At 72.8% G+C, this 12,871-nt stretch carries 17 protein-coding genes and 2 pseudogenes; 8 read left to right on the top strand and 11 right to left on the bottom strand.

Going from position 1 to position 12,871, the window contains the following annotated elements:
- Window positions 1–46 precede the first annotated feature (46 nt).
- The 6 genes and pseudogenes from SLAV_RS36545 to SLAV_RS36530 form a co-directional block, all read right to left on the bottom strand.
- A complete protein-coding gene (locus SLAV_RS36545) occupies window positions 47–640 on the bottom strand; it encodes a hypothetical protein (RefSeq protein WP_051841325.1) in 594 nt (197 codons plus the stop codon).
- Window positions 637–774: a hypothetical protein gene (locus tag SLAV_RS41265; RefSeq protein WP_158740842.1), complete on the bottom strand. Its 138-nt coding sequence runs from the start codon at window positions 772–774 to the stop codon at window positions 637–639. The genes SLAV_RS36545 and SLAV_RS41265 overlap by 4 nt, the downstream gene beginning before the upstream one ends.
- Before the next feature lie 173 nt (window positions 775–947).
- Complete coding sequence (locus tag SLAV_RS36540; RefSeq protein ID WP_051841326.1) at window positions 948–1,604, bottom strand: disulfide bond formation protein B; 657 nt, start codon at window positions 1,602–1,604, stop codon at window positions 948–950.
- A 12-nt stretch (window positions 1,605–1,616) separates the two neighbouring features.
- Window positions 1,617–1,775, bottom strand: coding sequence for a hypothetical protein (locus SLAV_RS41260; RefSeq protein ID WP_158740843.1), 159 nt, complete (start codon window positions 1,773–1,775; stop codon window positions 1,617–1,619).
- Between the two features lie 138 nt (window positions 1,776–1,913).
- Window positions 1,914–2,096, bottom strand: a complete 183-nt coding sequence (locus tag SLAV_RS36535) for a hypothetical protein (protein ID WP_030238089.1) — start codon at window positions 2,094–2,096, stop codon at window positions 1,914–1,916.
- Between the two features lie 47 nt (window positions 2,097–2,143).
- Window positions 2,144–2,524 (bottom strand): annotated as a pseudogene (locus tag SLAV_RS36530) (SDR family oxidoreductase); the annotation flags it as partial.
- Between the two features lie 29 nt (window positions 2,525–2,553).
- Between SLAV_RS36530 and SLAV_RS36525 the strand changes: the two are divergent.
- Window positions 2,554–3,115: pseudogene (locus SLAV_RS36525) on the top strand (LysR substrate-binding domain-containing protein); the annotation flags it as partial.
- Window positions 3,116–3,264: 149 nt separating this feature from the next.
- Here the strand turns inward: SLAV_RS36525 and rpsN are convergent.
- Window positions 3,265–3,570 (bottom strand): 30S ribosomal protein S14, encoded by a 306-nt coding sequence (gene rpsN, locus SLAV_RS36520; RefSeq protein ID WP_030238093.1) that lies wholly within the window; start codon window positions 3,568–3,570, stop codon window positions 3,265–3,267.
- A complete protein-coding gene (gene rpmB, locus SLAV_RS36515) occupies window positions 3,570–3,806 on the bottom strand; it encodes a 50S ribosomal protein L28 (RefSeq protein WP_030238096.1) in 237 nt (78 codons plus the stop codon). Before rpmB ends, rpsN begins: the two co-directional genes overlap by 1 nt.
- 123 nt (window positions 3,807–3,929) lie before the next feature.
- On the opposite strand from rpmB, the gene SLAV_RS36510 reads away from it, so the two are divergent.
- The 3 genes from SLAV_RS36510 to rpsR are packed head-to-tail and all read left to right on the top strand — an operon-like array spanning window position 3,930 to window position 5,633.
- Entirely contained in the window at window positions 3,930–4,178 is a 249-nt protein-coding gene (locus SLAV_RS36510; protein WP_030238099.1) for a type B 50S ribosomal protein L31, read from the top strand.
- Window positions 4,175–5,317 carry a CobW family GTP-binding protein gene (locus SLAV_RS36505; protein ID WP_030238101.1) on the top strand — a complete coding sequence of 381 codons (1,143 nt, stop codon included), beginning with the start codon at window positions 4,175–4,177 and terminating at the stop codon, window positions 5,315–5,317. Before SLAV_RS36510 ends, SLAV_RS36505 begins: the two co-directional genes overlap by 4 nt.
- A gap of 52 nt (window positions 5,318–5,369) precedes the next feature.
- Entirely contained in the window at window positions 5,370–5,633 is a 264-nt protein-coding gene (gene rpsR, locus SLAV_RS36500; RefSeq protein ID WP_030238104.1) for a 30S ribosomal protein S18, read from the top strand.
- A gap of 37 nt (window positions 5,634–5,670) precedes the next feature.
- Here rpsR and SLAV_RS36495 read toward each other — a convergent pair whose 3' ends face one another.
- A complete protein-coding gene (locus tag SLAV_RS36495; RefSeq protein ID WP_100661196.1) occupies window positions 5,671–6,504 on the bottom strand; it encodes a TrmB family transcriptional regulator in 834 nt (277 codons plus the stop codon).
- 235 nt (window positions 6,505–6,739) lie between these two features.
- Here SLAV_RS36495 and SLAV_RS36490 point away from each other — a divergent pair, with 235 nt between their 5' ends.
- Window positions 6,740–8,767 carry a putative Ig domain-containing protein gene (locus tag SLAV_RS36490; protein WP_051841327.1) on the top strand — a complete coding sequence of 676 codons (2,028 nt, stop codon included), beginning with the start codon at window positions 6,740–6,742 and terminating at the stop codon, window positions 8,765–8,767.
- A 67-nt stretch (window positions 8,768–8,834) separates the two neighbouring features.
- Here SLAV_RS36490 and SLAV_RS36485 read toward each other — a convergent pair whose 3' ends face one another.
- The gene (locus SLAV_RS36485; RefSeq protein ID WP_030238109.1) at window positions 8,835–9,239 is read right to left on the bottom strand and encodes a hypothetical protein; all 405 of its coding nucleotides are present in this window, start codon (window positions 9,237–9,239) and stop codon (window positions 8,835–8,837) included.
- 290 nt (window positions 9,240–9,529) lie between these two features.
- On the opposite strand from SLAV_RS36485, the gene SLAV_RS36480 reads away from it, so the two are divergent.
- From SLAV_RS36480 to SLAV_RS36470, 3 genes are all read left to right on the top strand, one after another.
- The gene (locus SLAV_RS36480) at window positions 9,530–10,045 is read left to right on the top strand and encodes an EF-hand domain-containing protein (RefSeq protein ID WP_267884271.1); all 516 of its coding nucleotides are present in this window, start codon (window positions 9,530–9,532) and stop codon (window positions 10,043–10,045) included.
- A gap of 123 nt (window positions 10,046–10,168) precedes the next feature.
- Window positions 10,169–11,596, top strand: coding sequence for a molybdopterin-dependent oxidoreductase (locus tag SLAV_RS36475; protein ID WP_078950584.1), 1,428 nt, complete (start codon window positions 10,169–10,171; stop codon window positions 11,594–11,596).
- Window positions 11,593–12,090, top strand: a complete 498-nt coding sequence (locus SLAV_RS36470) for a hypothetical protein (RefSeq protein WP_030238117.1) — start codon at window positions 11,593–11,595, stop codon at window positions 12,088–12,090. The genes SLAV_RS36475 and SLAV_RS36470 overlap by 4 nt, the downstream gene beginning before the upstream one ends.
- On the opposite strand, the gene SLAV_RS36465 is transcribed toward SLAV_RS36470, so the two are convergent.
- Entirely contained in the window at window positions 12,060–12,722 is a 663-nt protein-coding gene (locus tag SLAV_RS36465) for a class I SAM-dependent methyltransferase (protein WP_167456815.1), read from the bottom strand. The genes SLAV_RS36470 and SLAV_RS36465 overlap by 31 nt on opposite strands.
- Between the last annotated feature and the right edge of the window lie 149 nt (window positions 12,723–12,871).

Below are 12,871 nucleotides of genomic sequence, written 5' to 3'. Positions count from 1 at the left end.
TAGGTGAAGTGAAGGGTGCGCGGCGTGCGCATGTACCGCCGCGACCTCAGGCGTCCGGGTTGAGGGGTCGCTTGTAGTACCGCCACGGGAACCATCCCGCACCGACCGGAATCCATCCTTCGGATTCCATCCGCCGGTGCCGCGCGGCGGACGGCAGGGCGACCCGGCAGTGCTCCCAGGGGTGGTCGGAGGCCTCCACCTCATGGAAGAAGGGGCCGTAACCCACCACGTGCCAACCGTCACGTCCGGCCTCCTCCAGGGCCGCCATCTCGTCGAACGCGGTCAGCCCGCCGAGCGTGCGGCGCTCGGGGGCGTCCGATCCCCCGCTGGGCGGCGCCGGCGAATCCCCTCCCCCGGCCTTGCCCGCGAAGCGTTGCTGGGCGGCCTGGCGGCTCACCCCCAGGACGCGGCCCACCGTGTCCCAGCTGTGACCGGCGGCCCTGGCGCCCTGAACGGCCTGGCGCAGCAGCCGACTCGCCTCCTCGGCGCCGACGCGCGAGGCGTCCAGCAGGCGCAGGTACCCGTGGGCGTCGTGTTCGAGGGAGTCGGCCAGCCCTTCGGGGGCGCCGAGTACGGCTGCGGCGATCCCCTCCCGGATCCGGTCCGCCTCCGTCGGGTGGAGCAGCGGTCCGTCGTTCATCTGCTCAGCCCGGCAAGGGGTTCGAGGGCATCGAGGACTTCCTCGTCGCGGCGCGCCTGCTCGGCGGAGTCGTGAGCCGCCGCCCGGGCGGCCAGGGCGGCCCGGTTCCGGGCCTTCGAATTCAAGATCACCATGCGTCAAGGAAACCTTGACATGATCGGCTTGTCAAGAATTCCTTGACGCCGACGTTGCGCAGCTCCGTCCGCCGACAGGGAAGGCGGCGCGGCTGTCGGCGGCCCGGCGTCTCCCCGGTGGAGCGCCGGACCGCCTTCGGCTGCCTCAAGCCGTGGATCGTAGCCGCGCGGCCTCACGACAGCAGATCGGTGAAGAACCGGTAGGCGGTCGGGTCACCGGGCATCTGCCAGTGGACCCCCTGCAGCAGGAAGCAGGCCACCAGGTTGCTGACCGCGAAGAACGCCAGGACGGCAAGGGTGAAGCCGCCCGCGGCACGCAGGACCGGCGAGGCCTGGGCGGAGCCCAGGGGCTGGAAACCGTGCGCCAGGACGAGGTTCACGGCGGCGGCGAGCACGGCGACCAGGAAGGTGATCGCGGCCCAGGTGTACAGGTGCAGGCCGAAGAGGGCACCGGCGTATCCGGGGTCCGGGGGCACGATGTGCATCAGTACCTGCGAGGCGGAGACGGTGCTGCCGATCAGCGCCGAGACGATGGCGACGCCCCACCCGGACGCGAACTCGGCGGTTCCCACGGCGCCCTTGCGCGAGCGGGCGATGATCATGGCCGGGCCGAGTGCGCTGAGCAGCATGAACATCCGCTGGAGCAGACACATCGGGCAGGGGTACTCCCACAGGCCGAACTGGAAGACGTACGCGCCGCCGATGGTCGCGCACATGCCCAGGACGTAGGCGTGGGCGAACCAGAGGCCGAGCCGGTGGGTGAGCCGGGCGGGGGGCAGACCCCGCCCGGGGGAGGTTTCGGGGGTCACGGTGGTAGCGGTGGCGGTCATTTCGGCCCCTCCTCAGAAGCTCAGGCCGAAGGAACGGTCGAGGTGGGGAAGGAACGCGAGCGTGGTGAGCACCAGGGTTCCGGCCCACAGCAACAGCCGTGTCCTGCGCGGCCAGTCACGCAGGACGGCCCATACGCAGACGGAGATCAGGAGGAAGAGGAGGGTGTACATGGTGTCCTTGCTTCATCGAAAGGCTCTTGCCCCCAATGTCGCCCCGCCCCGAAGCCGCTGGTAGGACCCGCCGCCCGATGACCCCATAGGCCGGTCCTATACCCCCGCCGCGTCCGCGAGCATCGCCTCGGACAGGGTTCACAGGCGCCGGGCCCCGGCCGGGTCGAGGGCGTAGCGGGTCACTCCGAGCAGCGGGGCGCCCCGGCGGTCGAGGACCTCGGCCTCGTTGCAGTCGGCGAAGTAGCGGCCGCCGCTGCCCTGCAGCAGGGGCGAGGTGGCCACGAGGACGGTGGTGGCGGCACCCCGGCCGACCGTTTTCATGAGTTCGGCCGGGACGGTGCCGCCGCCCCGGCCGCCGTCGGTGTGGCGCTGGTACGCCAGGACTCGACGGCGTACTCGACCTGGTCGAGGCCCGCACCGTCGAAGAGGTGGCGCAGGCGGGGATCCAGGTGGCCGAGGGTGCCCAGGCTGCTCGCCACCACGAGCAGCCGGCCGCCGGGGCGCAGGACGGGACCGAAGGAGCGCAGGATCGCGTGGGTGGCGGTGTTGGACACGTCGATGAACTCGTCGGCGCGTGCGGCCTGTGATTCCTCCGGCAGCACGCGGGCCACGGCGTTGGAGATCACGACGTCGACGCCGCCGTGCCGGGCCGCGAGTTCGTCGGCGAGCCGGTCGATGGCGTCGGTGTCGGTGACGTCGAGGACCCGGCCCTCGACGCGGGCCCGGGTACCGGGGCGCCGCGCCACCTCCGGTACGACGCTGGTGCCCTGCGCCCTGGCCGCACGTGCGGGTCGTCAGCCGCGAGGGCACCACTCCGGCGCTGGCCCGGGACCTGCGGGCGGGCAGCATCGACATCGCGCTGCTGGCGTCGGCTCCGTCGTTCCGCGCTCCGGACGACGAATCGCCGCCGCTGGCGTCGGAGACGCTGACGGAGCGCGCCCTGTGTCTGGCGGTGCCGGCGGAGCATCCGCCGGCCCGCGGGGAGTTCGTCGACGTGGCCGACCTGCGCGGACAGCAGTGGATCGCCGCTTCCCCGTCCGGCACGGACCGGCTGATGGGGGTGTGGCCGGGGCTGGACGAGCGCCCCGAGATCGTGCACACGGCCCGGGACCGGCTGGCGAAACGGCATCTGGTGGCCGCAGGCTGCGGGCTGACCACCGTGCCGGCCGGGCTGGCCGCCGCGGCTCCGCCGGGCGTGCGCGTCCTGCCGGTCCGCGGCGGACCGGCAGGAGCAGCGGCGTCTGCTGCTGGCGCGGCTCCCCGGGCCGACGCCCGAGCCCGTCGTCCGCCTCGCGGCCGCCCTGCGGACCGCCGCTCTGGGCGCCGCCTCGGGTCCCTGACCGACGGCCGGGGCGGCCCGGGGCGGACGTGGTGCGTGACGCCGGGGCCCCGGCTCGGCGGCTTGCGCGGCCGCCCCGGCCGACGCCGGCCTCCGGTGTGCCCGCATCCCGTCGGGGACGTGGGCACACCGATGTGACGGACCGCCGTACTACCAGGACGACTTGGTGACTCCGGGAAGGAATCCGGCGTGCGCCTGTTCCCGCATGCGCACCCGGGACAGTCCGAACTTGCGGAGGTGTCCGCGGGGCCTCCCGTCCACGCCGTCACGGTTGCGGACCCGCGTCGCGCTGGCATCGCGGGGCTGCCTGCGCAACTCCGCCAGCGCGGCCGCGCGTTCGGTCTCCGTGGAGGACGGGCGCCGGATGACCTCCTTGAGTTCCGCACGCCGGGCGGCGTACCGCGCGACGACCGTCTTGCGCTTCTCGTTCTGCGCGACCTTGCTCCGCTTGGCCATCAGACCTTCACCCCCCGGGCGCGGATCCGCGCCACGGCGGCCTCGACACCGATGGCGTCGACCGTCTTGACGGCCCTGGCGGAGAGCCTCAGCCGTACGTACCGGCCCTCGCCGGGCAGCCAGTAGCGCTTGCTCTGGATGTTGGGGTCGAAGCGGCGGGAGGTGCGCCGGTGCGAGTGGGCGACGTTGTTGCCGAAGCCCGGCCGGGCGCCGGTCAGCTGACAGTGGGCGGACAAGGGGGACCTGCCTCTCTGGAGAGCGGAAACCGTTATTGGAAACGATTTCCATTCCCGTATAGTAGCGGCACGGCCGGCGCCGAAGTGGCGCCGGCCCCCGCCCCCTGACTCAAGGACACCGTCATGAAGCCCGGAATCCACCCCGCGTACGGCCCCGTCGTCTTCCGCGACAAAGCCGCCGACTTCGCCTTCCTCACCCGCTCGACGGCCACCGGCGCGAAGACGATCGAATGGGAGGACGGGAACACGTACCCGGTCATCGACGTGGAGATCTCCTCGCGGAGCCACCCCTTCTACACCGGCACCGCCCGGGTCCTGGACACCGCCGGCCGCGTCGAGCGCTTCCAGCGCCGTTACGGGAGCAAGGCGTGACCCTGCCCGTCGTCATCGTCGGCGGGCTCCACTGCGACGCCCGCAAGCAGGTCGTCGACCGGCTGCTGCACACCGTCCCGGGCAGCGTCGCCCTGCACCACGACCTCTCCACCGCGCCGGCGGGCACGGTGCTGCGGCTGGTGCGGGACGCCTCGGGCGAGCTCTCCCGGGGCGAGACCCCCCTGATCAACGACTGCGCCTGCTGCGCGCTGCGCGAGGACCTGGTCCCGGAGCTGGAGCGGCTGGCCGTCGGCGGTACGACCCGGCTGGCCGTCGTCGAGCTCTGGGACTCCGTCGAGCCCAAGGCGATGGCCGAGGTCATCGCGCAACACGGTGGGGACGCACTCGATCTCACCGGCGTCATGACCGCTGTCGACCCGGCGCTGGTCCTGCCGTACCTCGTCAACGGGGACGACCTCGCCGACGCGGGACTCGCGGCGGCGGCCTCCGACCAGCGCACCGTGGGAGACACCTGGGCACGCCAACTCGAATACGCCTCCGTACTCGCCCTCGTCGACGGCGAGGAAGCCGACGACGAGGACCGGGCCCTCCTCGCCCAGCTCCACCCGACCGCCCACCACGTGCCCGCGGGTTCCGGCGCGCTCGCCCGGCTGGCCTTCGCCGGCTTCGACGTGGAAGCGGCGGCGGCCGCCCAGCACCCGGCCTGCGCACTGCTGCCCCAAGAGGCCGAGGAGGCCGGCGTCACCACCTTCGTGTGGCACCGGCGCCGCCCCTTCCACCCCGAACGCCTCTACGAGGCGCTGGAAGACCTCTGCTGCGCCGCCGCCCGCAGCCGCGGCCGGTTCTGGCTCGCCGACCGCCCCGACACCCTGCTGGCCTGGGACGCCGCCGGCGGCGCCCTGTGCGTGGAGAAGGCCGGGCCCTGGCTGGCCTCCCTCCCGGACGCCGCCTGGGAGATGGTGGCGCCGATGCGCAGAGCGGCGGCCTCACTCGACTGGCACCCCGAACACGGCGACTGCTGTCAGCACCTCGTCTTCACCTCGCCCGGCCTCGACCGCCAGGGGTTGGAACGGCTCCTGGAGTCCTGTCTGCTCACCGACGCCGAGTACGCGGCGGGACGCGAGGCCTGGAAGACGCTCCCCGCCGCCTTCGACTCCCTCCTCGACCCTGTCCCCTGAACCATCCGGGATCGCACCCGTCTCCATCGTCCACGACGCAGAAGGAACCCTCATGCCCCGCCGTCAGAGCACGCACAAGCCCGTGAAATCCCGCCCCAATCCCCTGGAGGCGGCGAAGGTCACCCACATCGACTACAAGGACACCGATCTGCTGCGGAAGTTCATCTCCGACCGCGGGAAGATCCGCAGTCGCCGTGTCACCCGGGTCACGGCCCGGCAGCAGCGAAGGATCGCCGCGGCCGTCAAGACCGCCCGTGAGATGGCCCTGCTCCCCTACGGCGGCAGCCGACGGGGAGGCGGCACCGGCTCCAGCTGACGTCCCGGTTCCGGGAGGCCGACCGACGCGGCCGGTCTCACGGACCGACGTGGCCCGGGCCGTCCAACCCGGCCACCGTCGCGGCCCGTTCCCAGACCGCGAGGAACGACATCCTCAAACAGGCGGCCAGCGCCGGGTGTTCGATGAACAGGGCGGTGGTGGCACCGGTACCGGCCATCGGGTCGGGCATGTCGCACAGCACCAGCGAGGCATCGGCGACGACCAGCTTCAGCGGGAGCTCCGGCGCGAACCGGGCCTCCTCCCCCGCCTCGCCGAACCGCCGTACGTTCTCCAGCACGTCCGCGTCGTCGAGCGCGTCATGGGTGTAGACCGCGCGGGCGGTGCCCCCGGCCCGCCGCAGCCTGCGGACGGTCCGGATGCCTTCGGTATTGGCCGCGGGAGCGACGAAGGGGGGCTTGCAGAAGCTGAGCAGCTCGTGGGCGGCCTGTTCCTGGATGCCGGCGAACCGTTCGGCGATCGCCTTGGGATCGCGCAGCACCTCGATGTAGTCCAGCGGATCGGTGTGGGCCCGTCCGGCGGTCCACACCGGTGTCAGGGCGGTGGCGAGTGCGGCCGACGCCTGCTCCAGCCGCTCCAGCGACTCCCTGCGAAGGGCCGTCAGCCGGGTGAGGGCCAGCTCGGGTGACGCGGCGGAGTACCCGGCCACCCGTCCGGGGCGCGGGATGGCCAGGTGCCTTCGCACCAGAGCGTCGAGTACGTCGTAGACCCGCTGGCGGGGGACCTGCGCCGCACGCGCCACCTCCGCCGCGGTGTACGACTCCCGCGTGACCAGGGTGAGGTAGACCCGTGCCTCGTAGCGCGAAAGGCCCAGCGCCACGAGGTCGTTGACGGCACCGTCGTCCAACTCCATGGCACGACACGGTATACGCGGAAATCACTGTCCGAAAGCAATCCTTTGCCCTCGACGGGTATTCCCTTGGGCCTGCCCCTCACTACGTTCATCGGTGGCCACCACTGAACGTGGTGGCAGTCAGCACCAATGAACCTGCGCCACTCGCAACCCGCGGTGTCCCCTGGTCCCAGACATGTCATGGACCTGGCAGTTCATGGGGGCCACGTCCCGCGCCGCGGGGATCCGACCCCCCATGGAGGGCAGTTCATTGCCATCGAAACCCGCCTGCCGCGCCACAAGACTCACGCGCCGCGCCGTGACCGCCGCCCTGTCGGCGGCCGCGCTGTTGTCCGGCGGCTTATGCGCGCTCGCGTCGCCCGCCCAAGCTTCCGCCGCACCCGCCGCTCCCGGCGCTTCCGCCTCCGCCGTGCACACCCGGCGGCTCTGCTCGGAGCCCGCGGAGGCCGGCTTCATGGCCTGCCACGCACTGGCCCGCACCGACCTCAAGCAACAGCTCAGCCTGGCACCGGACATCCTGCCGTCCGGCTACGGCCCCACGGACCTGCGGAGCGCCTACGCACTGCCCGCCTCGGCCGGCGCCGGCGCGACGGTGGCCATCATCGACGCCTACGACGACCCGAACGCCGAGTCCGACCTGGCGACGTACCGCTCCCAGTACGGCCTGCCGCCCTGTACCACCGCCAACGGCTGCTTCCGCAAGGTCGACCAGAACGGCGGGACCGCCTACCCGACCGCCGACTCCGGCTGGGCCGGCGAGATCTCCCTCGACGTGGACATGGTCAGCGCCGTCTGCCCGTCGTGCCACATCCTGCTCGTGGAGGCGGCCCAGCCGTCCATGGCCGACCTGGGCGCGGCCGTCAACCGGGCGGTGACGATGGGGGCGAAGTACGTCTCCAACAGCTACGGCGGCGGCGAGGACTCCACCGACCCGGGCTCCGACTCCTCGTACTTCGACCACCCGGGCGTCGCGATCACCGTCAGCTCCGGTGACAGCGGCTACGGGGTCGAGTACCCGGCGGCCTCCCAGTACGTCACCTCCGTCGGCGGCACCTCGCTGAACCGCGCGGGCGGCACGACGCGCGGCTGGTCCGAATCGGTCTGGGGCACCGGCTCCGGCGGCAACGGCGCGGGCTCCGGCTGCTCCGCCTACACCGCCAAACCCTCCTGGCAGCACGACAGCGGCTGCGCCAAGCGCACCGTCTCCGACGTCTCGGCGGTCGCCGACCCGGCCACCGGCCTCGCCGTCTACGACAGCTACCAGGCGAACGGCTGGAACGTGTACGGCGGCACCAGCGCCTCGGCACCGATCGTCGCCGCCGTCTACGCCCTCGCCGGAACCCCGGCGGCGGGCAGCTACCCCTCGTCGTACCCGTACGCCCACACCGCCTCCCTCAACGACGTGACCAGCGGCGCCAACGGCTCCTGCGGGAGCAGCTACCTCTGCACCGCCAAGGCGGGCTACGACGGTCCGACCGGCCTGGGCACACCCAACGGCACCGCCGCCTTCACCGGTGGCGGCACCGGCGGGAACACCGTCACCGTGGCCAACCCCGGACCCCGCTCCACCACGGTGGACACCGCGGCCTCCCTGCAGATCCAGGCCACCGACTCCGCCGGTGGCGAGACCCTCACCCTCAGCGCCGCCGGGCTCCCGCCCGGTCTGTCGATCAACGCCTCGACCGGCCTGATCAGCGGCACGCCGACCACCACGGGCAGCTACGACGTGACGGTCACCGCCAAGGACACCACCAACGCCGTCGGCACCGCCTCCTTCACCTGGACCGTCACCCCGGCAGGCGGCAGCTGCGGCGCCACGCAGCTCCTCGGCAACCCGGGCTTCGAGACCGGCAGCGCCAACCCCTGGACCGCCAGCAGCGGCGTCGTCGACAACGGCAGCGGCGAGGCGGCCCGCTCCGGCTCCTGGAAGGCCTGGCTGGACGGCTACGGCTCCACGCACACCGACTCGCTCTCCCAGTCGGTGAAGATCCCGGCCGGCTGCCACACCACCCTCAGCTACTACCTGCACATCGACACGGCGGAGACGACCACCGCGACCGCCTACGACAGGCTGACCGTCCAGGCCGACTCCACCACCCTGGCCTCGTACTCCAACCTCGACAAGAACACCGGCTACGTGCAGAAGTCCTTCGACCTGTCCTCCTTCGCGGGACAGACGGTGACCGTCAGGTTCACCGGCACCGAGGACCCCAGCCTGCAGACCTCGTTCGTGATCGACGACACCTCGGTCACCACCGGCTGACCCGCACGTGAAGAAGGACGGGCCCGGACCGCAGTCACCGGTCCGGGCCCGTCCGCCCATGAGGCGGTCACCGCACCACCACGGTGACCTGCCAGGCCGTCACCGCGAGGCAGCGGACCCCGCCCGGCCCGGCGGGCGACGCACACACCGGGACCGTGGACGCCAGCACGGCCGTACCGGCCGACACGCCCCGGTAGAGGTGCTCGGACACTTCGGCCAACGCCGTCCCCGACACGGTCACCGGGGCGGCGGGCGTTCCCGGCAGGCGTACCCGGACCGTGCCCCGCCTGTCCAGACAGACGTGATGACCGTTGTCCGCCGCCGTGACGGTCACCTCGGTGGCGGTCCCGCACCCGGCGCCGGCGGAGGCCGGGGCCGTCTCCCCCGGCGCCGGACCGGCGGGCACGGCGCCCGGTCCGCAGCCGGCCATGAGCAGCAGCGCCGCCACGGCCACTCCCGTCCGTACACGCATCCCACGACCTCCCGCACCCCGACACCGGCCGCCGGTGGGACGTATCCCCCGCCGTTCGGGTTCCGGAGCCGCCGTCGGCGTCGCCCGCACACGGAGGTCCACCGGGGACGTTCGGCCGTCCGGGGGACAGTCGGTGCGGAGGGTGGCGGCTCCCTGACGGTCTGTGATGATCTTGCCCGTGTCACCTCCCCGGCATTCCTGCGGCGGTCCGAGGCACGGCCGCCGCGGGTGTCGGTGGGGGTTCGTCGACCGAACAGGCGGGAGCAGGACCGATGTCTCAGGGAACCACCGTGACGATCACCGATGCGGCCAAGCGGCGGATCTTCGCCATGCTGGACGTGGACGGTGACGGCGTCATCACGCGGGCGGAGTACCTCGCGAGGGTGGATCGCGCGGCTGCGGCGATGGGGCGCGGGGCCGACCACCCCGTGGTCGGTGCCGCGCGCGCCGCTCACGAGGAGGTCTGGGCGGACATGGACGCCGACCACGACGGCCGGGTGACGTTCGAGGAGTACCGCACCTGGGCCGGGCACGACGCGTTCGAGCGCTCCTGCCGTCCCGCCCTGGGGTCCCTCTTCGACGTCGCCGACCTCGACGGTGACGGCCGGCTCTCCCGTGAGGAGTTCACCCGTCTGCGGGTCGCCTCGCGGAACACGGCCCAGGACGCCGACCGGGCCTTCGATGACCTGGACACCGGCCACGCCGGATTCGTCGGGCGCGATGCCTACCTCGCCGGGATCCACGACTACGTCACCACCGGCGCCTCCCCGATGGCTGCCGTTTACGGGTCCCCGAACGGAATCTGACGCGACTTCCGCTTCCTCTTGCCTGGCGTGTCGCCGGAGCAGGTGCGGCACGCGTGCGGCATGTTCTTCGGGCAGGCGGAATGCGAAGAAACAGCGCGAATGGGTGGCCCGTGGAGGTACCCGATGGGTACGAGTGGCATCGGACGGGGACAGGCGGACGACGTGCCGCCGCCGAAAGGCGGGGGGCCGGCGAAGGGCGAGGGACCGGCGAAGGGCGAGGGACCGGCGAAGGGCGAGGGACCGGCGAAGCCTGCTGCCCCGCCGACGGCCGGACCCTCCCCGAAGGAGGCCGCCGGCGCGGGCCGGACGCCGCCGCCGGGGCCGGCCCGGCCGGAGTTCTGGCGGAGTCCGCTGCGCGGTCCGTGGCTGACCGCGGTGTTCGGGCTGGTCCTGCTGTTCGGGATCACGGTGGTCTTCGTGACGGGCCTGCTGTCGTACGCGGCGTACGACCCCGATCTCGCGGCGGTCAACGACCAGACGCCGGACAAGGGCTGGCTCGGCTTCTACCTGTTCCCCTGGCCGACGTCCCCGTACTGGCTCTACCGCCTCACCCAGGGCGTCCACGTGACGCTGGGGATCGTCCTCGTACCCGTGCTGCTGGCGAAACTGTGGTCGGTCATTCCGAAGCTGTTCGAGTGGCCACCGGTCCGCTCGGTCAGCCACGCCCTGGAGCGGCTGTCGTTGCTCCTGCTGGTCGGCGGCGCCGGCTTCGAGTTCGTCACCGGCATCCTGAACGTCCAGCTGCACTACATCTTCCCCGGCTCCTTCTACACGCTGCACTTCTACGGGGCCTGGGTGTTCATCGGCGCCTTCGTCGTGCACGTGGCCTTCCGGCTGCCCAGGGCCCTGAGGGCGGTACGGGCGGGTCCCGGGGAGCCGCCCGCGGGCAGCGAGGAGGCCGTCGGGCTGGTGTCGCCCCGCCCCGCGGCGCCCACCATCTCCCGGCGGGGCGCCCTGGCCATGGTGGGTCTGGGGTCTCTGGCGCTGCTGGTGGTCACGGCGGGGCAGAGCATCGGCGGGTGGTGGCGACAGACCGCGCTGCTGGCCCCGCACGGCCGGGACCCCGGTTCGGGGCCGAACGGGTTCCAGATCAACAAGACCGCCGCCTCGGTCGGCATCCGGCCCAGTGACGTCGGCCCCGCCTGGCGGCTGACCGTACGGGGCCAGGGGCGTCAGGTCGACCTGACGTACGGGCAGCTGCTGGCCATGGCGCAGCACGAGTCGGCGCTGCCCATCGCCTGCGTGGAGGGCTGGTCGACCCCCGACCAACGGTGGGGCGGGGTCCGGCTCACCGATCTGGCCGCCCTCGTCGGGCTCGGGGTGGACACGCCGCCGGTCCTCGTGGAGTCGGTGCAGCGCGGCGGCTCGTTCAGGTCGGCCGTGCTGGGCGACAACCAGGTCCGTGACGGCCGCTCGCTCCTGGCCGTCCGCGTCAACGGGGCGGTCCTCTCGGCCGACCACGGCTACCCGGCGCGGGTCATCGTCGCGGGGGCTCCGGGGGTCCACAACACCAAGTGGGTCACCCGGCTGACGTTCGGAGAGCCCGCATGAGCGCACCGACCGCTTTCCGGCGCCGTTACGGCGCCTCCCCACTGCACCTGCTGCTCGTCCTGGTCTCCTTCGCCCTCGCCGCCTACGCCGGTCTGCGCCTGTTCGAGGGGGACACCCTCGGGGTGGCCGTCTGGTTCGTCGGGGCGGCGCTCCTCCACGACCTGGTCCTGCTGCCCCTGTACTCGGTGACCGACCGGGCGGCGCAGGCGCTGTTCACGCGGGGGGCGGGCGCCGGCCGGACCGCCCCGCGGGTGAGCGTGAACTACGTCCGGGTGCCCGCGTTCGTCTCCGGTGTCCTGCTGCTGGTGTGGTGGCCGCTGGTCCTTCGCCGGGTCGAGCACTACACGGCCGCGACCGCCCTCCCCGCGGACGGGTTCCTCGGACGCTGGCTACTGATCACCGCGGCGCTGTTCGCGGCCTCGGCCGTGGTCCTGGTCGTACGGACCCGGCGCCTGCACCGGGGTCACCGGCGGGCCCGCAGCGCCACGAAGTGACGTCCTCGGGCGCCGCTCCACCGCTCGGTCTCGGTCCATCCCGACGCCTCGGCGTGGCGGCCGAGGGCCGCGGCTCCGACCACGGCCCACGGGAAGACGGCGCTGACCGGGCGGTGGCCGGAGTGGATCCGGACGCGGCGGCGCTCGTCCACCTCACGGGCGGCGGTCTCCACCAGGAGGAGACCCTCCGGAGCCACCAGCTCCCGGATCCGGTGCAGCAGCAGCCGGGGCTCGCCGCCGATCCCGATGTTGCCGTCGATCAGCAGTGCCGTTCCCCACCGGCCCTCGTCGGGGAGCGGGTCGAAGACCGATCTGCTCACCGCCGAGCCGCCCCGGCACGCCGTCGTGATCACGGCGGCGGGGCAGACGTCGATACCGAGGACGTGGTGGCCGTGCCCGGCGAGGGCCTCGACCATGCGGCCGGCGCCGCACCCGACGTCCAGTACCCGGCCGGTGCACCGCCGCAACACCGTCCGGTCGGCGTCGTCCGCCCGGGCGCACCACCTGTCCACGTCCAGGGTCAGGGACCAGCCCTCCGCGTCGCACAGGGACAGGGACGGGGCGCGCTCCGGGGTGTGGATCGCACGAGCGTAGGAACCGGTGTTCCAGGCCAGGTATTCGTGAGCGGTCATCTCCCATGTCTCGCCGCGCCCGGTGGCCGTGGCGCGTCCGGGACCGGTGATTCCCCCGGACGGCCCTCACCCACGGTGTGCGCGGCACCCTGGTGCCCGCGTCAACGCATGACGGAAGTCTTACGCGCACGCGTGGGACACCCCCCGGG

The organism is Streptomyces lavendulae subsp. lavendulae (genome assembly GCF_002803845.1).
Lineage (GTDB): Bacteria > Actinomycetota > Actinomycetes > Streptomycetales > Streptomycetaceae > Streptomyces > Streptomyces lavendulae.
This window is presented reverse-complemented; position numbering and strand designations above follow the sequence as displayed.

Coding starts and splice junctions, on each gene's coding strand:
- SLAV_RS36510 (WP_030238099.1), top strand. CDS start 3,930: ATGAAGCCCGGAATCCACCCCGCGTACGGCCCCGTCGTCTTCCGCGAC.
- SLAV_RS36490 (WP_051841327.1), top strand. CDS start 6,740: ATGGAGGGCAGTTCATTGCCATCGAAACCCGCCTGCCGCGCCACAAGA.
- SLAV_RS36470 (WP_030238117.1), top strand. CDS start 11,593: ATGAGCGCACCGACCGCTTTCCGGCGCCGTTACGGCGCCTCCCCACTG.
- SLAV_RS36545 (WP_051841325.1), bottom strand. CDS start 640: ATGAACGACGGACCGCTGCTCCACCCGACGGAGGCGGACCGGATCCGG.
- rpsN (WP_030238093.1), bottom strand. CDS start 3,570: ATGGCCAAGCGGAGCAAGGTCGCGCAGAACGAGAAGCGCAAGACGGTC.
- SLAV_RS36485 (WP_030238109.1), bottom strand. CDS start 9,239: ATGCGTGTACGGACGGGAGTGGCCGTGGCGGCGCTGCTGCTCATGGCC.
- SLAV_RS36495 (WP_100661196.1), bottom strand. CDS start 6,504: ATGGAGTTGGACGACGGTGCCGTCAACGACCTCGTGGCGCTGGGCCTT.
- SLAV_RS36465 (WP_167456815.1), bottom strand. CDS start 12,722: ATGACCGCTCACGAATACCTGGCCTGGAACACCGGTTCCTACGCTCGT.
- rpsR (WP_030238104.1), top strand. CDS start 5,370: ATGCCCCGCCGTCAGAGCACGCACAAGCCCGTGAAATCCCGCCCCAAT.
- SLAV_RS36540 (WP_051841326.1), bottom strand. CDS start 1,604: ATGACCGCCACCGCTACCACCGTGACCCCCGAAACCTCCCCCGGGCGG.
- SLAV_RS41260 (WP_158740843.1), bottom strand. CDS start 1,775: ATGTACACCCTCCTCTTCCTCCTGATCTCCGTCTGCGTATGGGCCGTC.
- SLAV_RS36535 (WP_030238089.1), bottom strand. CDS start 2,096: ATGAAAACGGTCGGCCGGGGTGCCGCCACCACCGTCCTCGTGGCCACC.
- SLAV_RS41265 (WP_158740842.1), bottom strand. CDS start 774: ATGGTGATCTTGAATTCGAAGGCCCGGAACCGGGCCGCCCTGGCCGCC.
- SLAV_RS36475 (WP_078950584.1), top strand. CDS start 10,169: ATGGGTACGAGTGGCATCGGACGGGGACAGGCGGACGACGTGCCGCCG.